The organism is Oceanobacillus sp. MO10714A (assembly GCF_037072045.1).
Classification (GTDB): domain Bacteria; phylum Bacillota; class Bacilli; order Bacillales; family Amphibacillaceae; genus Oceanobacillus; species Oceanobacillus indicireducens.
In genome coordinates, this window is sequence record NZ_JAXHDC010000053.1 from 1 (window position 1) to 22,772 (window position 22,772).

21 protein-coding genes are annotated in these 22,772 nt (G+C 40.3%); 5 read left to right on the top strand and 16 right to left on the bottom strand.

The features are described 5' to 3' along the window. Nucleotides 1-163: 163 nt before the first annotated feature. Nucleotides 164-1,237 carry a bifunctional 3-deoxy-7-phosphoheptulonate synthase/chorismate mutase gene (locus tag SPD53_RS17250; RefSeq protein ID WP_156856736.1) on the bottom strand — a complete coding sequence of 358 codons (1,074 nt, stop codon included), beginning with the start codon at nucleotides 1,235-1,237 and terminating at the stop codon, nucleotides 164-166. A 208-nt stretch (nucleotides 1,238-1,445) separates the two neighbouring features. On the opposite strand from SPD53_RS17250, the gene SPD53_RS17255 reads away from it, so the two are divergent. Then, entirely contained in the window at nucleotides 1,446-3,578 is a 2,133-nt protein-coding gene (locus SPD53_RS17255; protein WP_156856735.1) for a cell division protein FtsA, read from the top strand. A 202-nt stretch (nucleotides 3,579-3,780) separates the two neighbouring features. On the opposite strand, the gene SPD53_RS17260 is transcribed toward SPD53_RS17255, so the two are convergent. From SPD53_RS17260 to SPD53_RS17295, 8 genes are all read right to left on the bottom strand, one after another. After that, nucleotides 3,781-4,395 carry a YtxH domain-containing protein gene (locus SPD53_RS17260; RefSeq protein WP_156856734.1) on the bottom strand — a complete coding sequence of 205 codons (615 nt, stop codon included), beginning with the start codon at nucleotides 4,393-4,395 and terminating at the stop codon, nucleotides 3,781-3,783. Between the two features lie 33 nt (nucleotides 4,396-4,428). Beyond that, nucleotides 4,429-4,842 (bottom strand): DUF948 domain-containing protein, encoded by a 414-nt coding sequence (locus tag SPD53_RS17265; RefSeq protein WP_156856733.1) that lies wholly within the window; start codon nucleotides 4,840-4,842, stop codon nucleotides 4,429-4,431. 304 nt (nucleotides 4,843-5,146) lie between these two features. Further along, nucleotides 5,147-6,460 carry a UDP-N-acetylmuramate--L-alanine ligase gene (gene murC, locus SPD53_RS17270; protein ID WP_156856732.1) on the bottom strand — a complete coding sequence of 438 codons (1,314 nt, stop codon included), beginning with the start codon at nucleotides 6,458-6,460 and terminating at the stop codon, nucleotides 5,147-5,149. Nucleotides 6,461-6,583: 123 nt separating this feature from the next. After that, nucleotides 6,584-7,693, bottom strand: a complete 1,110-nt coding sequence (locus tag SPD53_RS17275) for a nicotinate phosphoribosyltransferase (RefSeq protein WP_156856761.1) — start codon at nucleotides 7,691-7,693, stop codon at nucleotides 6,584-6,586. 65 nt (nucleotides 7,694-7,758) lie between these two features. Then, nucleotides 7,759-10,101 carry a DNA translocase FtsK gene (locus SPD53_RS17280; protein WP_336253305.1) on the bottom strand — a complete coding sequence of 781 codons (2,343 nt, stop codon included), beginning with the start codon at nucleotides 10,099-10,101 and terminating at the stop codon, nucleotides 7,759-7,761. 604 nt (nucleotides 10,102-10,705) lie between these two features. After that, the gene (gene ytpR, locus SPD53_RS17285; protein ID WP_336253306.1) at nucleotides 10,706-11,308 is read right to left on the bottom strand and encodes a YtpR family tRNA-binding protein; all 603 of its coding nucleotides are present in this window, start codon (nucleotides 11,306-11,308) and stop codon (nucleotides 10,706-10,708) included. Nucleotides 11,309-11,324: 16 nt separating this feature from the next. Continuing rightward, a complete protein-coding gene (locus tag SPD53_RS17290) occupies nucleotides 11,325-12,128 on the bottom strand; it encodes a DUF1444 domain-containing protein (RefSeq protein WP_336253307.1) in 804 nt (267 codons plus the stop codon). A gap of 26 nt (nucleotides 12,129-12,154) precedes the next feature. Further along, nucleotides 12,155-12,475 carry a thioredoxin family protein gene (locus tag SPD53_RS17295; RefSeq protein ID WP_336253308.1) on the bottom strand — a complete coding sequence of 107 codons (321 nt, stop codon included), beginning with the start codon at nucleotides 12,473-12,475 and terminating at the stop codon, nucleotides 12,155-12,157. A gap of 159 nt (nucleotides 12,476-12,634) precedes the next feature. Between SPD53_RS17295 and SPD53_RS17300 the strand changes: the two genes are divergently transcribed. After that, the gene (locus SPD53_RS17300) at nucleotides 12,635-13,075 is read left to right on the top strand and encodes a YtoQ family protein (RefSeq protein WP_188855536.1); all 441 of its coding nucleotides are present in this window, start codon (nucleotides 12,635-12,637) and stop codon (nucleotides 13,073-13,075) included. Nucleotides 13,076-13,247: 172 nt separating this feature from the next. Here SPD53_RS17300 and SPD53_RS17305 read toward each other — a convergent pair whose 3' ends face one another. From SPD53_RS17305 to SPD53_RS17320, 4 genes are all read right to left on the bottom strand, one after another. After that, nucleotides 13,248-13,754 carry a DUF84 family protein gene (locus SPD53_RS17305; RefSeq protein WP_336253309.1) on the bottom strand — a complete coding sequence of 169 codons (507 nt, stop codon included), beginning with the start codon at nucleotides 13,752-13,754 and terminating at the stop codon, nucleotides 13,248-13,250. A 10-nt stretch (nucleotides 13,755-13,764) separates the two neighbouring features. Further along, on the bottom strand, nucleotides 13,765-14,832 hold the full coding sequence (locus SPD53_RS17310) for a M42 family metallopeptidase (RefSeq protein ID WP_336253310.1): 1,068 nt from the start codon (nucleotides 14,830-14,832) through the stop codon (nucleotides 13,765-13,767). Nucleotides 14,833-15,359: 527 nt separating this feature from the next. Continuing rightward, on the bottom strand, nucleotides 15,360-16,280 hold the full coding sequence (locus SPD53_RS17315; protein WP_336253311.1) for a S66 peptidase family protein: 921 nt from the start codon (nucleotides 16,278-16,280) through the stop codon (nucleotides 15,360-15,362). Between the two features lie 360 nt (nucleotides 16,281-16,640). Next, nucleotides 16,641-17,093, bottom strand: coding sequence for a M50 family metallopeptidase (locus SPD53_RS17320; RefSeq protein ID WP_336253312.1), 453 nt, complete (start codon nucleotides 17,091-17,093; stop codon nucleotides 16,641-16,643). Nucleotides 17,094-17,797: 704 nt separating this feature from the next. On the opposite strand from SPD53_RS17320, the gene SPD53_RS17325 reads away from it, so the two are divergent. Beyond that, complete coding sequence (locus tag SPD53_RS17325) at nucleotides 17,798-18,112, top strand: PepSY domain-containing protein (protein ID WP_156856723.1); 315 nt, start codon at nucleotides 17,798-17,800, stop codon at nucleotides 18,110-18,112. A 13-nt stretch (nucleotides 18,113-18,125) separates the two neighbouring features. Here SPD53_RS17325 and SPD53_RS17330 read toward each other — a convergent pair whose 3' ends face one another. Both SPD53_RS17330 and SPD53_RS17335 read right to left on the bottom strand, forming a co-directional pair. Next, nucleotides 18,126-18,992: a YtnP family quorum-quenching lactonase gene (locus SPD53_RS17330; protein ID WP_336253313.1), complete on the bottom strand. Its 867-nt coding sequence runs from the start codon at nucleotides 18,990-18,992 to the stop codon at nucleotides 18,126-18,128. A 95-nt stretch (nucleotides 18,993-19,087) separates the two neighbouring features. After that, nucleotides 19,088-19,990, bottom strand: a complete 903-nt coding sequence (locus SPD53_RS17335; RefSeq protein ID WP_336253314.1) for a DUF4349 domain-containing protein — start codon at nucleotides 19,988-19,990, stop codon at nucleotides 19,088-19,090. 465 nt (nucleotides 19,991-20,455) lie between these two features. Between SPD53_RS17335 and SPD53_RS17340 the strand changes: the two genes are divergently transcribed. Together SPD53_RS17340 and SPD53_RS17345 are read left to right on the top strand one after the other, a co-directional pair. Further along, nucleotides 20,456-20,644, top strand: a complete 189-nt coding sequence (locus tag SPD53_RS17340) for a hypothetical protein (RefSeq protein WP_156856759.1) — start codon at nucleotides 20,456-20,458, stop codon at nucleotides 20,642-20,644. Continuing rightward, the gene (locus SPD53_RS17345; RefSeq protein WP_336253315.1) at nucleotides 20,641-22,119 is read left to right on the top strand and encodes a sodium:solute symporter family protein; all 1,479 of its coding nucleotides are present in this window, start codon (nucleotides 20,641-20,643) and stop codon (nucleotides 22,117-22,119) included. The genes SPD53_RS17340 and SPD53_RS17345 overlap by 4 nt, the downstream gene beginning before the upstream one ends. Nucleotides 22,120-22,151: 32 nt before the next feature. On the opposite strand, the gene ybaK is transcribed toward SPD53_RS17345, so the two are convergent. Next, nucleotides 22,152-22,625 (bottom strand): Cys-tRNA(Pro) deacylase, encoded by a 474-nt coding sequence (gene ybaK / locus SPD53_RS17350; protein WP_156856719.1) that lies wholly within the window; start codon nucleotides 22,623-22,625, stop codon nucleotides 22,152-22,154. Nucleotides 22,626-22,772: the final 147 nt, after the last annotated feature.

The window sequence follows — 22,772 nt, forward strand, 5'->3', positions numbered from 1 at the left end:
AAACTTGTATATAACCTATTCTACCCAAAAAAATATGGACATAACTATTTTACCAGAAGGAAAAATAGTTATGTCCTAATCTATTCATTACATAAGAAATCAAATGATAAAGATATTCTGGATAGCTATCGTTTCTAACTCTAGCCACGTCCACTATGTTCCTTTATTTCAAACGGTTTTCCAGATCTGTGATTTCCTCAAAGAACTTATCAAAGGTTGGGATGTCCATTTGTTGTGCAGAGTCCGATAGTGCTACTGCTGGGTCTGGGTGGACTTCAGCCATGACTCCATCTGCTCCGATTGCCAGTGCTGCTTTCGCTGTCGGTAATAATAGATCTCTTCTGCCTGTTGAATGTGTAACGTCCACTAGAATTGGCAGGTGTGTTTCTTTTTTCAATACGGGTACTGCTGAAATATCAAGCGTGTTTCGCGTAGCTGTTTCATACGTTCTAATCCCACGTTCACAAAGGATAATATTCGCATTTCCACGGGAGATAATGTATTCCGCAGCATTAATGAATTCTTGAATTGTTGCAGATAGACCACGCTTTAAGAGAACCGGCTTGTCTACTTCCCCTGCAGCTTTTAATAATTCAAAGTTCTGCATGTTTCTTGCACCAATTTGAATGACATCGATATATTCTACCGCTTCCTCAATATGAGCCGGATTAACAATTTCACTAATCACCGCTAAATCATATTCGTCAGCGACACGTTTTAATATTTGTAATCCTTCAACTCCAAGTCCTTGGAAGTCATACGGGGATGTGCGTGGTTTAAATGCGCCCCCACGGAGTAATTTCAAGCCCTTTGCTTTAACCGCTTTAGCAACCTGAGCTACTTGTTCATAACTTTCAACTGCACATGGTCCAAATACATAATTTGCGGAGCCGTTTCCTATCTTCGTTCCATTAATTTCAATGACCGTATTTTCCGGTTGTTTCTTCCTCGATACGAGTAGAGCTTTTTGATGATCATCTTTTTGCAGCTCTAAACCAGCTTTGAAGATCTCTTTAAAAATATGGTCGATTGTTGCATCTTCAAACGGGCCGGTATTATGCTTTTTAATATTATCAAGCATTTCTCTTTCACGGACCGGATCAAATTTATACATACTCTGTTTCGATTTCACCTTACCGATTTCCTGAACTAATTCAGCCCGACGGTTAATTAAGTCCAAAATCTCTAAGTTCACTTCATCTAGTTGCTCTCTCAGCTGTTCCATTTGATTACTCATTCGTAAGCCCCCTGCACAGTTTTTAATAATTAGACACAATTATAGCTAAAAATCTGTTATTTGTCACTATTAATTTAATAAAATAATAAAACACCGCATACTATCGGGTTTCCATCACGTTCCACTTTCCTCTTGTTAGAAGTCAAGGTACTACAGTCCATTAATATGTGATAGATTAATAGGGAGAGAATGATTAGAGGTGAGCATTATGGAAAATATAATTTTCGCTTTAGATATAGGAACAAGATCAGTTACAGGTGTAATTGTCAGAAGGGATGAGGATTCCATCCAGTTGATTGATTATTGCATGATCGAACATGAGGCACGCTCCATGCGGGACGGCCAAATTCACGATGTCCCCGCAGTTGCAGCCACGATTAAAAAAGTAAAAGAATCACTTGAGATAAGCTATGGTTCCCCTTTACATAAAGTATGTGTCGCGGCTGCTGGCCGGTCATTAAAAACGATTGAAGCAAGTGCGACAATCGATTTAACTAAATTTCCGATAAAGAATGAAGAAGACGTAAAACATTTGGAACTTGCCGCTCTCCAAGCTGCCCAGGAAAAGCTCGGGGCAAAGAAATATGCAGATAGCTATCAGAATTATCATTGCGTCGGCTACTCCTTACTATATTATAAATTAGACAAGGAACGGATTGGCTCATTAATCAAGCAAACGGGAAATGAAGCAAGTGCAGAAGTAATTGCGACTTTCTTGCCGAAAGTAGTTGTTGAGTCCTTACTTACAGCTGTCAAAATGGCAAATCTTGAAGTAGAAGCGATGACGTTGGAACCAATTGCTGCCCTTCACGTTCTTATCCCCGAGTCCATGCGCCGCTTAAATGTCGTTCTAGTAGACATTGGTGCCGGCACAAGCGATATAGCGATAACCGAGCATGGAACGGTGGTCAGCTATGGTATGGTGCCTCTTGCGGGAGATGAGATTACCGAAGCACTCAGTGACCAATATTTACTCGACTTTCCAGAAGCGGAAAAGGTAAAAAGAAAAGTTGTTTTGGAAAATGAAACAGAGATAGAAGATATTCTTGGCTTCACTTCTACCATTACCTACGATGCGTTCGTTGATCATATGAAAGATGAAATTAACCGACTCGCAACGGTGATAGCAGAAGAAATTAAAAAATTAAATGGAAAAGCCCCTCGTGCTGTTATGTTAGTAGGTGGCGGTAGCCTTACTCCAACCATCGCAAATGAAATTGCTGTAAATCTGAATTTACCACCTAACCGGGTTGCTATCCGCGGTGTGGAAGCTATCCAGCAACTACAGCCGAATGCTGCATTTCCTGGCGGTCCTCTCTTTGTAACGCCGATTGGAATTGCCATTACTGCAAAGGAACGTCCAGTCCAATACACAGAAATTATAATCAACGAAGAAACTATCCGCCTATTTGAGGTAAATGAGCAGACGATTGGTGATGCACTGATACAGGCAGGCCTTAAAATTCACAATTATTATGGAAAACCTGGCATCGCTGCAATGATAAAGGTTAATGGGAAAGAAGTTACGATTCCAGGAGGGTTCGGCGAATCACCAACCATTTATTTAAACGATGAACCGGCTACAACCGAGACCCGTATAAAGCAAATGGATGTTATTAAACTGGAAAAAGGGCGTGATGGGGATGCTGCTGCGATTACATTAGAAGAATTGATAGGGGAAACAAAACAGATAAGAGTTAAGTTTAAAGATACGTCTTATTCACTCGGCACAATATATACTGTAAATGGTAAGCCTAAACCTCCAAGCTATTATGTACAAGATAAAGACGACATTCACTGGTCGCGGCTAGAAAGCGTACAAGATTTTCTTGATTTTTACAAGCTTGGTAGAGATGTTAACCTAGAGTTTCCAATCATTGTCAATCAAAAGAAAATTGATCTTCCTGTTGGAAAGACGACAATACTTGTAAACGATAAGGAAGCAACTACGGAAACAGTTTTACATGATGGAGATGAATTAAAGTTTACTTCTGCTAAGACACCTATTGTAAAGGATATCTTCGAGTATCTCGGAAAGTCCGATTCCTATTCGATTCAAGTGACCTTTAACAAAGAACCTGTCTCTCTTTATAAGCCTGCATATATGGTTACGAATATGGAAAAGATTTTACATAATGATAGTGAATTACATCCGTATATCCGTCTAACGATGAAAGAAAGAGAAACTCCTTTCTTCGTTTTTCAAGATGTTTTTCGACATGTTGCACTAGATTTAACACATGCGACCGGGAATTTCAAATTATATTGCAATGATGAAAGAGCCGGCTTTGATACCCCTATCCACGACCGGGATTCCTTAGCAATTGTTTGGGATGATTGAACGGCAAAAAGGCTACAGCCGCTAATAAGCACAGTAGCCTTTCTTCATTCTTTATCACGTATTAACGGTCTGTAATACCCCCTTCTCTAAACATGATGGAAACCCAATATGTGAAGGATGGGGTAAACAGTACGTAAATACCTGATTCTGTTCAACTAACATTCAGTGGGGGGTAAAGATTCCCTACTGAATGAGTTTCACTTTATCTCGTTGTTCCACTGCTGTTTTTATTGCTTTTCAGTTCTTTATCACCTGTTTTTACAGATTCAGCAGCTTTATCAGCACCTTCTTCTATTTTCTTACTTACTTCTTTTGCAGTTTTTTCTACCTTTTTATCCGCTTTATTGGCAGCTTGTTCAACTTTCCTATCCGTTTTCTTTGCAGCTTGTCCCACTTTGTCTTTCGCTTCATTTAACTTCTTATCCGCCTCAGAAACTGCTTTTTCTGTTTTATCTGCAGCTTGCTTTGTGGCATCTTGTGTCTTCTCAGCGACTTCATTTGTGATATCCTGCGCTTTATTTGCAACTGTTTTCGTTAGTTCTTTAGACTTCTTCGTTAATTCCGCACTTGTATCCATTGCTTTTTGTTTGAATTCTGCACCGGTTGTATATGCTTTATCTTTCCAATCTGATCCTTTTTCAACTGCGATATCTTTAAATTCACCGGCACGGTTTTTTACTTGCTGAACACCCCTATTTAGATCATTACGAGTTTCTTTCCCCGATTTAGGTGCGAATAATAATGCTGTAGATGCACCGATTACTGCTCCTAGTACGACACCAATTGCAAAGTCTTTCGTATTATTGTTTTCTGCCATTGTTATTCCCTCCATATATTTGAATAATATTGATTAGTACTTACTTTCTTTTCTCTTTAGGACATATTCTAAAATAGATGCTCCCCATTTCACCGCTTCATTTGTCTTCGCTTGTTCTTCCTGCGATGCACGGGAGATACTATTCGTTAGTTGTTTTAACGAATGATCAAACTCCTTCATCGTCTCACCGATTCCTTGGGCCCCATCAACTAAACCGTCTAATTTGCTGGATTTCAGTTCAACATCATCCGCAAGCCGGTTCGTTTTATTTAGAAGTTCGGTTGTTTCATTCGTTATCCCCTTTAACTGCGTTTCTAGTCCCTGCAGTGTTGTCTTCGTATCGTTCAAAAATTCTTTCGTTACCTTTATGGTATGAATAATGTAAAACGTCAGTACCACAAGAGCTATAACTGCGATGATTATAGCAATATAAAGCATAACTTCCATTTTTTCAGCTCCTTTAACAAATAATTGCTTTTGTTTGATAGAATAGCGGTACTTGATTACTTTATACCCCAACTATCCCTAACTAAACATGAACTTATAGAAATAGTATATAACTTAATGAATGAAATTTCGAATGATACGGCGAGACACAGGGGTAAAGTGAGTCCTTCCTGCAAAAGTTCAATAATTTGAACCCCTCATGAAGAAATATGTAAAAAAGCCTGCCCAAACGGCTTCCTTTCTAAGGTTACCCTAGGCAGACTTTATCTACTTCCAGCACCCTAAGCGGGCGCCGGAGCTTTGTTCATTTATTCAATACTTGTGTGTGAATTTCAGGCTTATAGGCTTCAATAAACTTCTGTATGTCGCCTGCTCCCATAAAGATCAGCACACTGTCCTTATGCTTTGTTAAAACCTCTGTATGATTAATATCTAGAAGTTCACAGTCTTCGATTAATGCCTGAAGATCGCCGATTGTTAATTGACCGGCTTCTTCCCGGGCGGACCCAAAGATTTCACATAAATAGATAAAGTCAGCACCTTCAAGACTATCAGCAAATTCCTGCAGAAATGTCTTTGTCCGTGTAAATGTATGCGGTTGGAAGATAGCTACAATCTCTTTATCCGGATATTTTTTCTGCGCTGATTCAATTGTTGCTCTGATCTCTCTTGGGTGATGAGCGTAATCATCAATAATTATTTGATCGTTCACACGCTTCTCTGTAAAGCGCCGTTTCACTCCACCGAACGAACTCAAGCTCTTTACCTCTTTAGCTGGGATGCCTTCATAATGGCATAATGTAATAACCGAGAGCGCGTTTAAAATATGGTGATCTCCGTACATAGGGATCGTGAATGTATCATAATAATTACTTCTGATAAAAACATCAAAAACAGTACCTTCCTCTGATGTTTTAATATTTCTAGCTTGAAAATCATTGCCCGGTTCAAGTCCATAATAAAGAACAGGAACATTGGCGGTAATTCGCTGCAAATACTTATCATCACCACAAGCGATAATACCTTTTTTCACTCTGTCTGCCATCTCTTGGAAGGCAGAAAAGACATCATCGACACTTGTAAAATAATCCGGGTGATCGAAATCAATATTTGTCATAATCGCATAATCTGGTTCATAGCTCAGGAAATGCCGGCGATATTCACAGGCTTCAAAGACAAAATATTCACTATCCACATGGCCTTTTCCTGTTCCATCTCCAATCAAATGAGAGATTGGAAAAGCCTCATTTAATACGTGGGCAAGTAAACCGGTCGTTGAAGTTTTACCATGGGAACCTGTAATTGCAATACTCCGGAATTTCTTCAGCCAATCGCCGAGAAAATCATGATATCGATAAAATTCACAGCCTAAACGTTTTGCTTCTTCAATTTCTTCATGGTCATCTGGGAATGCGTTCCCTGCGATAATTGTATATTCCGCTTTAATATTATCTTTAGAAAACGGGAGAATTGGAATGTTTTTTTCAAGTAAAGCTTCTTCCGTGAAAAAATGTTTTCCCACATCCGAGCCTTGAACGGTCTCACCGGAGTCGTAGAGAATTTGTGCGAGTGCACTCATTCCAGTTCCCTTTATACCAATAAGATGGTAAGTTGTCATAAAAAGAACCTCCACATGTACAAAAAAGGATTTGTCTTACTGTTTGTGATAGATTATCACACAATAGCTTATTATAGCAAACAATCAAGGACATGAAAATAATCCTTTCAGCCCACCTTGTTTCTATACGTTTTTATATTCCACTACCTCGAGCCGTGGATTCGGACGAAATCTACGTCCTTCCTTCGCTTCCGGTGAACCATTCAATAGGACGAGATCCCCTGTGAACCCGATATTAAGCCGTAATAAGCTTCTTCCTACACCATACATATCAACCGGTACACCAGCTTCTTCAAAATCTTTAATACGTTCTTCCGTAAAGCCGCCGGATACCATAATTTTCACATGCTGGAATCCTTCATCATCAAGCGCTTTCCGTAAAGCAAATAATAGCTCTGGATTAACCCCACGTGGGTCGAATGTTCCAAGTAAATGATGATTTCTCAGGAAATATTTATCCACTAACGTACGGGAAGTATCGAGGCGGACAGAGCTCAATTTATCGCCGAAACGCTTTGCTACTTTTAATGAATCGGTAATGACATCATTATTATAATCGACAAGTGCGGATAATTCATCGCCAGGGAATACTTCGTGATACGCCTCAGCCGCTGCCACGACATCGCCACGGAACATCTGGATGAGTGCGTGCGGCATTGTCCCCATACCTTCTTTCCCCCACCATTCGTTCATTGCATGGGTTGCCTGTGCAGTGGAACCGCCAATAAATGCTGCATATCCGTCTCCTGCTTGGGTCGTATAATGGTCATCCCTGTCCCCCATGAAAATGACAGGCTTAGGCTTTTCAGTTATACTCGCTGCTTTTACCACATTGTATACATTCGTGGCGACAGATGTTCTTCTCGCAAGAATTCCATCAATAATCCCTTCTAAATAGCCGAATTGCTGATAAGCGCCTGATATCGTAAGAACCGTCTCATACGGACTGATACGGTCTCCGTCTTTCAATGATTTGATTTCTAGTGTTTCTGGATTATCCGCGAACGAATGAAGTAAAGCAATCACTTCATCCGTACCGCAAAGAACTGCATCATCTTTTTGAAAAAATTGCATCGTTACATGATTATTAGGGATTTTCTCTTCGGCAATCTTTTTCGTTTTTAAAAAATATACTGCAGAAAACCAGCCTTCCCCAATACGTTCATCAAATTTAAATGTTTTATTTGTTAAACGGTCAATCTCACCTGCAAGCTTTCGATCGATTTCTTTCATCATTTTTCTCCTTATTATTTATCCTATTAACAATATGATATAAAAATATTGCAATTGAAACAAATTTAATCGCTTATTCGGGCAGCGGCTTCCGACACGAGGACCTCTCTCGGCTTACTTCCATTTTGCCCAGATATAATACCACGCGCTTCCAACGTATCAATTAACCTTGCCGCCCGGTTATAGCCGATTTTGAAATGGCGCTGAAACATGGAGGTGCTTGCTGATTGTTGATGAACGACAAACTGAATTGCATCTTCAAGAAGCTCGTCCTCATCTTCTTCCATATGAATTTGTTCCAGTAGCTCCTCTTGCTCAAACAAATAGTCCGGTTCGGCAAGATCTCTTGCAAAGGCTGTAACTCTTTCAATTTCTTCGTCAGATACAAATGGACCCTGTAATCGGACACTTTTTCCTGTTCCGTTCTCCATGAACAGCATATCACCTTTACCTAGGAGCTTCTCTGCCCCACTCGCGTCAAGGATTGTACGGGAGTCCACTTGCGAAGATACACTAAAGGCAATCCGAGTTGGAATATTTGCTTTAATGAGTCCCGTTATAACATCAACAGATGGTCTCTGGGTAGCAAGTAAAAGATGAATTCCGCAAGCCCGTGCTTTTTGTGCAATTCTACTGATGGCATTCTCCACATCCTGTGGTGACATCATCATTAAGTCAGCCAATTCATCAATGACGATGAGGATATATGGCATTTTTTCATTCTTTCTATGTTCGCTCATTACTTTCCGGTTGAACCGCTCAATGTCTCTAACGCCTTCTTCCACGAAACGTTCATAACGTTCTTCCATTTCATTAACTGCCCACTTCAAGCTCTGTGTCGCTGCTTTTACATCGGTAATAACTGGTGAGACAAGGTGCGGCACACCGTTATATGGCGCTAGCTCCACCATTTTCGGGTCGATCAAGAGCAATTTCACATCTTCATGACTCGCTTTATATAAAACACTGATAAGGATTGTGTTAATGCACACGCTCTTCCCTGATCCGGTTGCACCAGCTATTAGGCCATGCGGCATCTTTTGGATATTTGTAATTTTAGGTTTACCTTCAATCGTTAGACCCAATGCAGTTGTAAGTGGAGATTTGCTCTGTTTAAACTCTTCCGTCTCCACAATTTCTTGCAGTCCAACCATTTGCGCTGTTGGGTTCGGTACTTCGATTCCAACTGTATTTTTCCCCGGAATCGGTGCTTCAATCCGGATATCTTTAGCAGACATATTTAATTTTAAATCATCGCTTAAGTTTCTAATTTTACTTACCTTTACACCTAATTCTGGTTGCACTTCAAATCTTGTAACAGATGGGCCTTGTGTTGCGTGAACAACCCGTGCACCAACGTTAAAATGTTTCAGTGTCTGTTCAAGCAAGTTCTGCTGTTCTTCAATCCACGGATCATTTGCATAATCTTCTTCTTGCGGGTCATTTAAAAGATGTAGCGGAATATGAATATCTTTTGCTGGTTGTTCCACTTCTGATTGATCCACTTCCGACTGTATTGCCACTGGTTTTACAGACTCGTTCTCCGGTTTTCTTTCTGGGCGCTCTTTGTGCCGCTCTAATCCCCGCATCCTTACCCTCTCGTTCCGCTCCATTTTCGCTTTATCGAGTGGTGTCATTACGACGTTAAACGGTACTTCTCGTTCATTCCCCTGTTTTCTTTCGCTTCTCTTTCTGTTCTTTTCAGGTTGAGACGCTTTTTTATGTACCTGGTTTTCTGTTGTTTCTTCCTGCGCCAATTGGTGGATTGTTTTAATTTCTTCTATTTCCGGTTTTTCTTCTGTTGCTAATTTTTCTTCTGTTTCTAGGTTTTCTTCTGTCTTTATTGGTTGCTCCGTCTTCCTTGTCGCTAACTCGATTATTGCTGCCGTTTCCTGTTCCGGCTTAATCGTTTCACTCAGTGGTTCTTCTTGTTTTTGCTCTTTTATTTGTTCTATTTGTTCTTCTATTTGGACTTCCGATCGCTCTTCATTTTTAGCTTTCTTCCGAGCATAAGCGGGCACATTTTCGACTTCATTGTCCCTTTTTTGAAAACCATATATTGGAGAGGGGACATCTGACGCTTGAAATGGCGGTGCATTTTCATCTTTATATACTTTTCTGACTGGGGTTGGACTGGATGCTTTCTTTTCTTTTTTCGGCTGGGCCGGTTGCACCGATTCTTGATTTCTTCGTACATATGCTGGTTTATATTCATTTTTCTCCCGATTTTCCATTGGATCTGGAATTACTGGAAACCGGAAAGGTCTATTCTCTGGATACTTATAAGTCATTCTCGCTTTTATTTCCTGATGATTCTGTTGAGGTTGTTCCGAATCCTCAATTTCAATTTCTTCCTCTACTTCAGTCAGGAAAAAGTTTTTCATTTTATCTAACCAATGCTTTAACATTTCATTCACTCATTTCCTTTTCAATCCATGTTACTTTTCCATTTTACCAGTTTTTTAGAGTTGGATGTAGTTTTATTGAATTTATATTATAAATAACTCCACTTTTCAGCGTGAGTGTATGCAACTTACTTCTGGAGGTCCGCAGTCCAGACACCTCTCGCTTTCCGCGGGCGGCTGGTGAGCCTCCTCGGGCTGTCGCCCTGTGGAGTCTCACCTAGGCCTATCCTCCCGCAGGAGTCTCGAGGTGTCTGGACTGCTCCGAGGAAAGGCCCCGTTTGGAATGCTATTTAATATTCCAAAGGCACACCCTGTATCGTGATAGAATAATCTCTTTTCATAATAATCATCTTTACCAGTTCAGCTGCCCGGTGGACGGTGACTCCTGCGAGAATAGCACGAGTCCGGAGACCCCGCAGGGCGGTAGCCCGAGGAGGCTTCGGCTGTGCCCGCGGAAAGCATCCGTCCACCGGGCAGCTGAACGGCGACTAGAGAGCAAGTCTGGAGAACGTGCACATTACTCACGCTGAATGAAAGTAATTAGCAGTTCATATTTTGAGGGAATTAAAAACACACCCTATTAGAAAATAGCGTGTGCCTCTTTTTTTTAAACGGTAAATTCTTCACCAATTTGATAGCTGTCGTCTAGTACGTATATTCCTTTTTCTTCCGGTGCATTGGGGATAGCCAATTCTTTCTGGGAACATATCATTCCGTTTGATGGAACTCCACGGAGTTCAGATGGTTTAATGCGTAGACCGCTTGGCATCGTTGCTCCTACTTTCGCAACAACAACTTTTTGGCCAACATCGACATTTGGTGCACCACAAACGATTTGCAGTACCTCCCCACCAACATCAACCTTACAAACACTTAACTTGTCTGCATTCTCATGAGGTAATTTTTCCTCGACATAGCCGACGACAAATTTCGGGCTTAGATCAAAGTCAAGCTCATCATCGAGATTATTGGCTTTAAACAGGTCTTTAATTTCTCCAAGTAATGCTTCCGTTAATTTAATTGCACCTGTTTCAGTTAGTGCAAATTTTTCCGAAGCACGGTAAATGTTGTAGCCGAGCACTTCCTGATCTTTTCCAAGTACTCGGACAATATCTCCGTTTGTTTCATATGTCCATTCGTAACGATTGCCATCTTTTAGCGGGATGAGGAGTACATCCCCAATTCCATTTGGATTATAAAATACGTTCATCTATTTCGTCCTTTCCCTATTTCTCTGGGCGGTTTTTCGCGAGGATAAAGATTGGCTCTAATCTTTTATCTTCGTAAATAAACGGTAACGAAGTAATAGGGATGCGCCCCTCCGAGAAATATTTCATTGTAAGCTGAGCTAAAATATCATAACCAGTCTCATTCTGAATATCTGCAATAATCAATACATCCTGATGCGGGGTGGCGACGGTCATATCACCTTTCATATTTGCTTTCATCTCTTCCAGAAATGCTTCATTCAATATTCTGGTTGCATCATATCCATCTTGAGTTGCAATAAAGTAAAAATCATTCCCAGCTACTTTATCCGTTTTATAATCGGTTGAAAGAGAGCGGGCATTAAACATTGCGATTTCTTCTAGATGCTTCCCAGTCCACTCTGCTTCTTGAAGCAAATCTTCATCAATTAATCGGTATGATTTCCCTTCATCAAGTGCATAGAATATTCTCGTTTCCGCGGTATGATCTTTGTGGATCAGTTTTTTTTCAGCTTTTGTTTTAGTCGAGAATGATGTCGAGCGAATCACAGGATAGATATACTTCTCCATTCCTGTCAATTCAACATGTTCATTCATCATTCTTAGCGCTTCCTCAATATGTTCAACAACTTCATCAATTACCGTTTCACCGCGCGTATTATATTTTACAATGATATTTGGAAGCGTCAAGGTTAAGCCTTGCTTCGTTTCCTTCCACTCGATACGGAGTGTGTCCTCTTTACGATTAAATCTAAAATGATATTTATCATTTGACAGACGCTCTTTCAATATGTCCCGCATGCGGGTACTTGTCATTTTCATCGATGGTACCTCCTTACAAACTTAATCTACACTTTCGCAAAGCCATCGATAAACGAAATGATTTCTTCCTTTGTCTTCCGGTCTTTACTGACAAATCGGCCTACTTCTAACCCTTTTTCATAAGCAACAAAGCTAGGGATACCGTAAATTTCATTTTCTTGTGCCAGTTCCATAAATTCGTCTCGATTCACTTCAACAAAAGTGTACTCAGGATATTTATCTTCTATTTCTGGTAAGATTGGTTCAATGAAGCGACAGTCTGGACACCAGCCAGCTGTGAAAAGAAAAATTGCTTTTTCATTATTTTTGAGTTCGTTAAATTCTTTTACAGATTGCAATGGCCTCATTTTCAATCATCTCCTTCTTTCTATCATAGCTTTCCTTCCCGTCTGTTTCAATTCACACGCCCTGATTTAACGAATTTTGAAATGCTCATGTAAATAATTTGCAATTATTATACAATTCGCTAGTATGAAAGTGGAGTCATATTATTTGGAGGTGCTGAAATGGAACTAACTGTTTATCTAGCTGGTGAAATTCACTCAGACTGGCGGGATCAATTAAAAGCAAAAGCAAAGGAAAAGAATTTACCGTTAACCTTTGTCGGACCACAGACGAATCATGACCTTTCAGATGATATCGGAGAAAAGATTCTAGGGAAGCAGCCTGGCAATTATTACCGGGATGATGCAGCTTCTGCTGTGAATAATTTAAGAACACAGGTGCTTATGCAGAAAGCTGATGTCGTTATTGCGCTGTTTGGTGAGAAATACAGACAGTGGAATACGGCGATGGATGCCTCCGCGGCAATTACATTGAATAAACCGACGATTCTTGTTCGACCGGAAGAGTTTATTCACCCATTGAAAGAGCTATCCAACAAAGCGAATATTACAGTTGAAACGATTGATCAAGCATTAGATGTTTTAGCCTATATTTATGAATGAAAAGAGGAGCGCCCAAAGCGGCACTCCTCTTTTCATTCCTCTAGGAAACCATAAAATAAAAATATTCTTGAGAAATTTCGAGCGGGTAGCCACGTCCGCTCTGCACCTAAGAATGCCAAATGAATTACTTCTTGGCTTAGCTTCTATGATCTTCTTGCGTCGTTGTTCTTCTTTAACTTTTTGACCAATATTCCAGTTGACCTCTTAGTGCTTGGGTAATGTGGGTGAACATCGTACCGCGGTCGATTAGATTGTTGGTGAAGATGCCAATTGCCCCTTCTTTCGAGCGGACATGTTCCCTTTTAGCATACCCTTCCATGATGTCTCCTAGCTCTTTCCCTTCTTCTAACTCTGGTAAAAATTCATTCGGCAAAGCGATTCGCGCTCCAGCTGCGGTATAAATTAGATCTGTTGAAACAGCAAGTGCGCCCCAATTCGTTACATAGAGACAATCATCAACGAGCATGACTCCACCCTCGAGACCGACACCTACATCCGCTTCTTTCATGTTAAGTGATTGAAGTGCACGATTGATTGCACCTTGTCTCGTCTCTTCATCAGTACGCGGCTGCGGGGAAACACCAGACGAAGCTTCCACTCCCCGGACAGTGTAATCTGTGAAAACCGCTTCACACGCACGGATTTTCGTTGGGTTTTTAGAACCGATTATTAATTTCATTCCTTACTCCTCAGCTATTATTTTTAATCGTATCAACTGTCGTTTGATCAGTAGCTTTTACCAATTTCACGAGCAATTCTTTCGCCGCTGCATAATCATCAACATGAATAATGGAAGCTGACGTATGAATGTATCGTGAGCAGATACCAATTACCGCACTTGGTACACCGTTATTCGATAGATGGATTCGTCCTGCATCTGTTCCACCTTGTGATATGAAATATTGATACGGGATATCATTTGTTTCTGCTGTATCAAGTACAAATTCACGCATGCCCCGATGTGTGATCATCGTCCGGTCGAATATTCGCACCAAGGCCCCTTTCCCAAGCTGACCAAATGCTTTTTTATCCCCTGAGGCATCATTCGCAGGTGAGGCATCGAGAACATAAGCGATATCCGGCTGAATCATATTAGATGCAGTCTGAGCCCCGCGAAGTCCAACCTCCTCTTGAACAGTTGCTCCGGAATATAACGTGTTCGGTAACGATTCATCCTTTAATTCTTTTAATAACTCGATGGATAACCCGCAGCCATAGCGGTTGTCCCAAGCTTTAGCAAGGATTTTCTTCTCATTTACCATCGGTTGGAATGGGGTAACAGGAACGATTGAATCTCCTGGCTTCACGCCAATTCTTTTCGCATCATCCCGGTCATCTGCCCCAATATCAATCAGCATATTTTTAATTTCCATCGGTTTCTTCCGCTGGGCTTCCGTAAGCAAATGGGGCGGAATCGATGAAATAACACCAATAACAGGACCGTTTTCTGTCATTACTTGAACGCGCTGGGCTAACATGACTTGGTTCCACCAGCCGCCCAATGGCTGAAAGCGAATCATTCCGTTATCCGTTATTTGAGTAACCATAAAGCCAACCTCATCCATATGTCCGGCAATCATGATGCGGGGGCCTTCTCCTTTTTTAACACCGAAGATGCTTCCGAGATTATCTTGCACAATCTCCTCTGCATATTTCTCTAATTCCTTCTTCATGAAAGCCCGGACAGCATGTTCATTCCCCGGAGCCCCCTGTAGTTCTGTTAAATTTTTAAAAAGTTCTAAGGTTTCCTGATTCATGTTTAAACTCCTTTTATATATATTCTATTTCTCTATGTCTTTTCAGTATACCGGATAATGGAAATGACTTTCCACTATCCCGGTCAGAACAGCCTTTCGAATTTGTTTCAGCGATTTTTGCAAGGATTGTTGGATTGAATGAAAAATCTTATAAAGTGAAACTTCATTCAGTGTTAGTTGAACAGAATTAGGGATTTATGGACTGTATATCCCCACCCTTCACATCTTGGGCTTCCCTTCATGTTTTGGAATGTGGGGAATACAGACCGTTAATGCGTGCTAACAAAAGCTTGTCTTTTTCCGTCCCAAGACATTATACATTTAATTGGCGGGTTTAAAACTGAAACAATAGACATATAACTGTACTGCTTGTCGCCGCAACATATATTGGAAGAGTTATCAGCCACCTTGCATTAATCGCCATCCGGAAACCTTTCCATTTAGTATTCCGATGGGAGAAAAGACACAAACCCGAACGAAAGAACGGGACGACAGGAGTCGGTACAAGAACCGTTCCTACGTCCCAATCAACTTACGGTCGGTTCAAGTACCGTTAATGTATTATTCGTTGTATTTAAATTTGCTATAGCTCCAATTGGAATTGCTGCTTTATACGTTCCGTGTGCGGTGGTAAGGTTGGTCATAAGTGGCTTGCCAAAGGAAGTCATAAAGGTATTAATCAAATCATTGTAAGTCGTGTTATATGAGGCGGGACAATTTGTACATTCTCCCATGATGATGCCAATGCAATCATCAAATTTTCCGGCTAACTTTAAATGATTCAAATATCTATAAACCGTATTAATTGGTTCATGGGTTTCTTCAATAAGGAGTATGCTTTCTTTTGTATCGATTTCGTAAGGGGTTCCAAGGCTACCAACAAAAGAGGTCAGGTTGCCCCCGACAATTGGACCGGTTACATTACCCTGGACCGTACTGACAGTTGGAATGCCCGGCGAATTTTGTATTTGTCTTGGTGAAGTTAATGTAGACGTAGCAGTAAAAAATTGATTGACGTTGTAGGCTGGACCTCCCGATACGAAATCAATGAGCATTAAACTTTGGAATGTGATCAAATCGGCATATTGGTATAGGACATTTAATAATATCGTTATGTCGCTATAACCCGATATAATTTTCGGATGGCTTGTGATCACGGAATAGTCAAGGTAAGGAAGAATGCCTGCTACTCCCACGCCACCTCTAGTAGGAAGGATCATTTTTACCTGGTCATTCTCAAACATGCTCATCAAGTCCGAGGCACGTTGTTGATCTGTTCCTGCAAGAAACCCATTTTGAGAATAGACATATTTTCCTAGGATCACATTAAATCCCATATTTTGTAACGTTTCTATTCCAGCGTTAATAATACTTGCATCTAGTGGACTGCCCAAGGTAACAATTCCAATTGTATCCCCTTGTTGTAAAATAGGTGGTTTTATCGCCATAGCTCCTCCCCCTTCATGGTTCGCCTTTGCACTATTATTAATTTATGTGAGTTTGTTAAATGAAGTGCAAAGGAAAAGGCACAAGCGCCCTTACAGACTAAGTACGCGATTCGTTTCGCAACGCCTGGGACTGCAATTACTCGTCCCACCGCAGAGTGTTTGTACTAGCACATCTTGTGCCTCGTGGCAACGTACAAACTCTGGAGCACTTTGGGGCTGCAATTAAGTTCAATTCATACGAGAAGTAGCCCGAAGTTTCGTCATAGATGACTCCAAAAGATGGCAAGGGTGGTTCTATCTCATGTCTTTATTCACAAGCATCGTACGTTCTATGTATTTATTAAACTTAAACAGGATAACCTAACTAGTTTTTGTACTTCTTAGTAAACTAAGCAATTGTTTCCCATCACTTGAACGTCCCTGCAAGTCAGTATATGGAATGAGACACCATAAGATGTATAAGCAACTTAAAAAGTTCATAATTCCTATATATTCCGTTTTAAAAAACAATGAGACCAAATATAAGACTCCAATAAAAAATCCATTAAATATAACTCCCCCTAGTAGCACAATAGCCCATTTGGTCTTACTTACCTTGTCTGGTCGTTCATATGAAGTTGCACCACTGATAAAAAATATCTTATTTATAGAAAGTCTGCCAATGCTTATTAGTGTATCTCCCCAACCGATTTGAATCTTTTTAACCTTCCATCCCCACAGTTTGATAAAAAAAGCATGTCCTAATTCATGAACCATTGTGCAAATCGGGAAAAAAATAAATGCAATTAATAAGTATTTAAAGCTAAAGTCCATTATAAACCTCCCTGTTATGTTCCATATCTGCGCTTGGAAATAAAACATCTACTCTTATCCAGAAATCTTCCTCTAATATAGATATATCAAAAAGTATTTCTTGTACTTTCTTTAAGTTCATTTTCTTTATATTCGCAATACCTTATCGGAATTATCGTAACATAGCGCTTACAAAATTTCGAGAGAATTTTGTCAAGCACATTGGCGGATCAGGCTAAAAAAGAGCACATTGTTGAACAAATCTCTCCACGCAGTGTTGCACGCTATTTAAAGGAAGCTGATTTAAACGACATCATTACCGAGTTTGACTGAATCCAAAGATTGAGAACCATGGGACAAACCAAAAGCAAGCCCAAGCTGTTTATGATGTTTATCAAACGGCACTACAGCGAAAGAACACGGCACCCATGTCTTTTGTGTTGATGAAAAACAGGTATTCAAGCAGCGGAGCATTCCAAGCCAAAAAAGCAATGAGGCTAAGAGAACCGGAAATAATCGGACAAGAATAAAAACCTCCTTAAATATGCTATGCTCTGACTTTCGATATAAAAATATTATGCCATTTTTAGCGTATTTTGAGGAGGATTATCTCGAAGAATTTTCACTCCTCGTAACTGCATCCATGGAATTTTAAATTTCCAAGTAACTAAGGTATAATTAAAAGAAGATGAATGTCTATTTCATTTAATGAGAGGTGGAACAAGTTGAAAAAAAGAAATCTTTTACTTGCTGCAAGTATCGGGTTCGCGGTAGGTTATCTATTGAAGAGCCAATTGGATACGAAGCAGAAAGTGACGCCAGAGAAAGCTTTAAGTAATGCGAAGGAAGCTTTTAAACAAAACGGGCCAATCAGCGGATCATGGATTTATATGAAACCTGAAGAAGTCGAGAAAAATGGCCTGGTGTATCAAGCCTATCGCGGGGGAATTACGCGAAACATCGATGGGGAGAGTAAACAGTACGAATTCTATGTTGATGTAGAAACAGGAGGTATCATCGCGACGACTGAAACCGCTTAAAGGAGAGCGCTTCTTAATTGAAGCGCTCTCCTTTCAATACCCGTGCCCTCTCAACCGCGTCAATCCGTTCAGCTTTTTCATTAAAGCGGATCGCTCTGTAGTAAGCATCATGATAAAATGTATACCATGCCTGTCTGTTGTATCCGTATTCCATCCACTCCTGTTTTTCGTGGACCGATGTCACCGGGTAATCGTCATAGGCCAGCGCCCAAAGCTTATTTTCATGTGCATTCGTTGGCATTAAATCTCCCATATGAATGAAACAGTCTTCTCCATCTTCAAAAACAATAATGGCATGTCCTTCACTGTGTCCTCCTGTATGGATCATCCGCAGTCCTTTTGCAACTTCCAGTTCATCTGCGAAAGTCTCTACTTGATGTTCAATCGGTCGCCAATTCCTCTCCCAGTATGTATTAACAGAACGAATATTGGGGTGACGCATTTCTTCCCATTCAATTGCCGTCGTATAAATAGTCGCATTGGGAAAAATTGTTTCATACCCTTCTTTTCCTTTTTTTGACAAGCCACTCGCATGATCGAAATGTAAATGAGTCATTAATATACCGTCAATGGCAGTTGGCTCCACACCAAGTTCACTTAATGATTCTTCTACAAAAGAAAGTTCACTTGCTCCAAAGTTACGAATCTGCTTCTCTGACAGTTTATCTATTCCGAGGCCAGAATCTATGAGATAATTTCTCCCATCCAATTGGAGCAAAATTGGATCGGTCCTTAATTCGATCAAGTTCTTCTCATCAGCCGGGTACTTTCTTGCCCATAATGCTTTCGGCACTACACCGAACATGGCACCGCCATCCAAATGATTCACACCACCACGTAACCAAGTCAATTGCGCCCTGCCAACCCGTAATTTTTCCATCCTTTTCCCCCTCTTACTCTTATTTACTACTAGTTTATCACCCATACTCAGATAAGCAAACTGGGACAGAGGGTCAGACTGAACCCGCGTCCCACTTATTTGATTTTCTTTTGTTTTTTCCAGATGAAAAAACCGCTCAGGGCAAGCACTCCAATAATTGCTAATACTGGCAAGTTACCGATGATGAGTATGCTTAGTTTAGATAGGATGGTAATGATGGAATTAATACTTTTCATAAACTGTTGTTTCGTTTCTTGCCATGTGTTCAAGTCATTATTGACATTTGAAAGTGTTACATTACGCTCACGAATTGATATCGTTATCGTTGAAAAATCCGTTTTATCCTGAAGATAATTCATCCGGCCGACAATCATTTCAATCTCTTCTTGCACCCGTGCTAAATCATTTGAGATTTTTAATAAGTCCTCTGTTTCTTCCGCACCAGCTAAAAAATCCAGTAATCTTTCTTCCACTTTTTCTTTCGATTTCAGACGGGACTCCAGGTCAACGAATTCCTCTGTAACATCCTCGCCAGAAACATAATGATCCAGCACCTTTGTACTTCCCTCCTCGATAAAATCTAGGAATGGATGGAAATCTTCTTGTGGAATACGAATGGTCATCTGACCGATTTTCAAATTTTCTGTTTTCTCATTATATAATGTCGACTCAAGCACATAGCCGCCAATCCTTGCAGCTTCTTTTTGAACTTGATTAGAAAATGTTTTTAAATCATCCGTTTCAACATCTATATCTGCCGTATAAATAACTTTACGATTTGATTCGGCACTATCCACTTCAACATCTTCCACTGATTTTTCCGTTTCCGCATCTTGACCCTCTTCCTCATTAGAAAATTGCAGTTCACTATCTTCCACTCCGTAGCTTTCTGTATCATGAGCAATATCGGCCGTCCCCTCGGCAGTGTCATCCACCTCTTCCCCAGTACAAGCTACAAGCAATAGACTGAACACAAATATACTTATATATTTCTTCACTTGAACTTAGCCCCTTTCTATTCCTTCTTACTACATTGGACGTCCGTCACATACAAAAGTTTCTTAATTAAAAGATTTTTTGTGTAGCCTTCTTTATCACAATCTGGTATGATAGGTTTTGTAACTTTACATCGAAAATATGAAAATTTCGTAAAAATATGTGATTTTCTTCACATAAAATGACGCTAATTCACTTCGTATTAACCTGAACTAAGTCGCAGAGCGGACGTAACTAGCCCTAGAAACCTAAGTTATTACAGCATTTTTATTTTTTCACGCATTAACGGTCTGTAATACCCCCATCTCTAAACATGAGGGAAGCCCAATATGTGAAGGTGGGGATATACAGTCCGTAAATATCTGATTCTGTTCAACTAACATTCAGTGGGGAGGTAAGGAATTCCCCACTGAATGAAGTTTCACTTTATCGTTTCTTATACTATTAAAAAGGAGGAAATATCGACAATGAAGGAGAACGAAGGGGTTTATGCCATTATTATTACATGCTTGATTCTGATTGCTTTTGTTGTACCGTACACATTGCTTCCTGATGTCGAAAAGTGGTATGGCAGCTTTTTATTTTGGACGGTACTTACTGTAATTGTAATTGGCGTCAATTATTTATTAATTAGGGAGTGGGGCAAAAAACAATGAATACGTCGTACGTTTGGTGGGCTGTTGCCATCTATATTATCATTTCTTTGTTCATTGCGTTTCTATCGCAATCTGGCAAGCAAAATGATATGGTCAGTTATTTCCTTGGCGATAGGAAACTCGGCGGAATCGTATCTGCACTTAGTTATAGTGCAACTACTTATAGTGCATTCATGCTTGTTGGTTTAGCCGGACTTACATACAGTGGCGGGGTTGGTGCGCTTGGATTTGAATTAATTTATCTGATGGGGGTTTCACTGATTGCTTTTTTTGGACCGCGTTTTTGGGTTGTCGGTAAAAAATATGGCTATGTTACACCATCTGAGATGCTTGGTGATCGCTATCAAGATAAAAGGGTGGCAGTCATCGTCGCAATAACAAGCTGTCTTTTCCTCATCCCCTATAGCGCAGTACAGCTAACTGGTGTCGGTTACTTACTTTCTGGTCTTACGAATAATGAAATCACCTTTTCAACCGGTGTGTTGATTGCAACGATTATGGCGATTTTATTTTCTTATATTGCGGGAATTCGTTCCGTTGCCTGGACAGATTCCTTGCAAGCGGTATTCATGATTATCACATCAACCGTTGTCGTTCTTGTTCTTATCAGCGGGCTAGGAGGGTTTAGTAGTTTCTTCCAGACGCTGGAAACAGAACACCCAGCTTCATTAGCTGTTCCTGGCAACGGATTTTTTAATATTTTTACATTTATTGGAATGACCTTGCCATGGATGTTTTTCAGCCTTTCCAATCCACAGGTCAGTCAACGGTTATTCATGCCGTCATCTTTACAGAACTTAAAAATTATGATTCTCGGATTTATGATCTTTGGACTCATTTATACACTTGTTGCGATTTTTTGGGGCTTTTCGGCGACAATTATGTTCCCGAACCTTGACAATGTTGATATGGCAACACCATTGATTCTTTCCAGTGATCTCGTTCCACCAATTCTTGGGGTCATTGTGATGGTAGGAATTATGGCAGCAGCAATTTCAACGATTGATTCAATTTTACTGACCCTCGCGTCCGTATTTGCGAAAGATGTGTACGGGAATCTGAGGAAACGACCATCTGACCGCATGCAGCTGCAGATTGGAAAATTCGTCATTCCTGTCATTGCTATTATTGCTTATCTATTTGCTGAAATGGAGTTAAGTATCATTGTACTCCTCTCCGTTGCCTCTTCAGCTGGTCTTATCATTGCGGTTCCAGCTATATTCGGAACGTTTTTCTGGAAACGGGGTACAGCTGCTGGAGTATTAGCAAGTGTTGGGGTTACGGGGGTTATTGTCATCCTTTTAGAAGCATTTCAGTGGAAGCCACTTGGGCTCGCATCAGGGGTATGGGGAATTATTTTATCCACGATTATTTTCATCGGTGTCAGCTTCGTTACGAAAGCACCAGAAGAAAAAGCCGAAGAATTCTTAACTACAGTAAAAGTTGCATTACAAAAAGAACGGAAAAATAATTAAACGGTCCTCATCTTGGGACCGTTTTTTCTAAATTATTCTGCTCGTAGGTCAGCATACGCCGCTTTGGTCATTTCTTTTAGATCTGCTGGAGAGAGTTCGACTTGGGAACCGCGTTTCCCCGCTGAAATGACGAGATATTCTAAGCCTTCTGCATAGGAATCAATGTATGTCGGATAGCTTTTCTTCATACCAATCGGTGAACAACCGCCCCGTATATACCCTGTCGTCTTCTCCAAATCTTTCATTGGAAGCATGTCAATCTTTTTATTACCACTTACTTTGGCAAGTTTTTTCAAGTTCAGTTCATCTTGTGCACGAATAACAACAACGACTGGTCCAGTTTTATCTCCGACCGTTACGAGTGTTTTAAATACCTTATCAAGCGGAATATTCGTTTGACTTGCTGCAGTTTCCGCATCAAGGCTATCTTCCTTCCAAGCATACTCATGGATCTGATAAGCAATTTTTTCCTTATCAAGCAAACGATGAACATTCGTCTTCCTCATACAATCACTCTTTACTAATTATTAACTTAACTAACGAATCAAAAAAATCAAAGCAGTCTAATCTTATCCCAGAACATGAATATTTAAACATAATCATGTTTTTTATAGAGACTCGAATTCCTTTCATTCAGCGTAAGTGTTTTGCTT

What these genes read in the sequence shown, in the direction of transcription:
- SPD53_RS17250 (WP_156856736.1), bottom strand. Translation starts at nt 1,237, where the DNA reads ATGAGTAATCAAATGGAACAGCTGAGAGAGCAACTAGATGAAGTGAAC.
- SPD53_RS17255 (WP_156856735.1), top strand. Translation starts at nt 1,446, where the DNA reads ATGGAAAATATAATTTTCGCTTTAGATATAGGAACAAGATCAGTTACA.
- SPD53_RS17260 (WP_156856734.1), bottom strand. Translation starts at nt 4,395, where the DNA reads ATGGCAGAAAACAATAATACGAAAGACTTTGCAATTGGTGTCGTACTA.
- SPD53_RS17265 (WP_156856733.1), bottom strand. Translation starts at nt 4,842, where the DNA reads ATGGAAGTTATGCTTTATATTGCTATAATCATCGCAGTTATAGCTCTT.
- murC (WP_156856732.1), bottom strand. Translation starts at nt 6,460, where the DNA reads ATGACAACTTACCATCTTATTGGTATAAAGGGAACTGGAATGAGTGCA.
- SPD53_RS17275 (WP_156856761.1), bottom strand. Translation starts at nt 7,693, where the DNA reads ATGAAAGAAATCGATCGAAAGCTTGCAGGTGAGATTGACCGTTTAACA.
- SPD53_RS17280 (WP_336253305.1), bottom strand. Translation starts at nt 10,101, where the DNA reads ATGTTAAAGCATTGGTTAGATAAAATGAAAAACTTTTTCCTGACTGAA.
- ytpR (WP_336253306.1), bottom strand. Translation starts at nt 11,308, where the DNA reads ATGAACGTATTTTATAATCCAAATGGAATTGGGGATGTACTCCTCATC.
- SPD53_RS17290 (WP_336253307.1), bottom strand. Translation starts at nt 12,128, where the DNA reads ATGAAAATGACAAGTACCCGCATGCGGGACATATTGAAAGAGCGTCTG.
- SPD53_RS17295 (WP_336253308.1), bottom strand. Translation starts at nt 12,475, where the DNA reads ATGAGGCCATTGCAATCTGTAAAAGAATTTAACGAACTCAAAAATAAT.
- SPD53_RS17300 (WP_188855536.1), top strand. Translation starts at nt 12,635, where the DNA reads ATGGAACTAACTGTTTATCTAGCTGGTGAAATTCACTCAGACTGGCGG.
- SPD53_RS17305 (WP_336253309.1), bottom strand. Translation starts at nt 13,754, where the DNA reads ATGAAATTAATAATCGGTTCTAAAAACCCAACGAAAATCCGTGCGTGT.
- SPD53_RS17310 (WP_336253310.1), bottom strand. Translation starts at nt 14,832, where the DNA reads ATGAATCAGGAAACCTTAGAACTTTTTAAAAATTTAACAGAACTACAG.
- SPD53_RS17315 (WP_336253311.1), bottom strand. Translation starts at nt 16,280, where the DNA reads ATGGCGATAAAACCACCTATTTTACAACAAGGGGATACAATTGGAATT.
- SPD53_RS17320 (WP_336253312.1), bottom strand. Translation starts at nt 17,093, where the DNA reads ATGGACTTTAGCTTTAAATACTTATTAATTGCATTTATTTTTTTCCCG.
- SPD53_RS17330 (WP_336253313.1), bottom strand. Translation starts at nt 18,992, where the DNA reads ATGGAAAAATTACGGGTTGGCAGGGCGCAATTGACTTGGTTACGTGGT.
- SPD53_RS17340 (WP_156856759.1), top strand. Translation starts at nt 20,456, where the DNA reads ATGAAGGAGAACGAAGGGGTTTATGCCATTATTATTACATGCTTGATT.
- SPD53_RS17345 (WP_336253315.1), top strand. Translation starts at nt 20,641, where the DNA reads ATGAATACGTCGTACGTTTGGTGGGCTGTTGCCATCTATATTATCATT.
- ybaK (WP_156856719.1), bottom strand. Translation starts at nt 22,625, where the DNA reads ATGAGGAAGACGAATGTTCATCGTTTGCTTGATAAGGAAAAAATTGCT.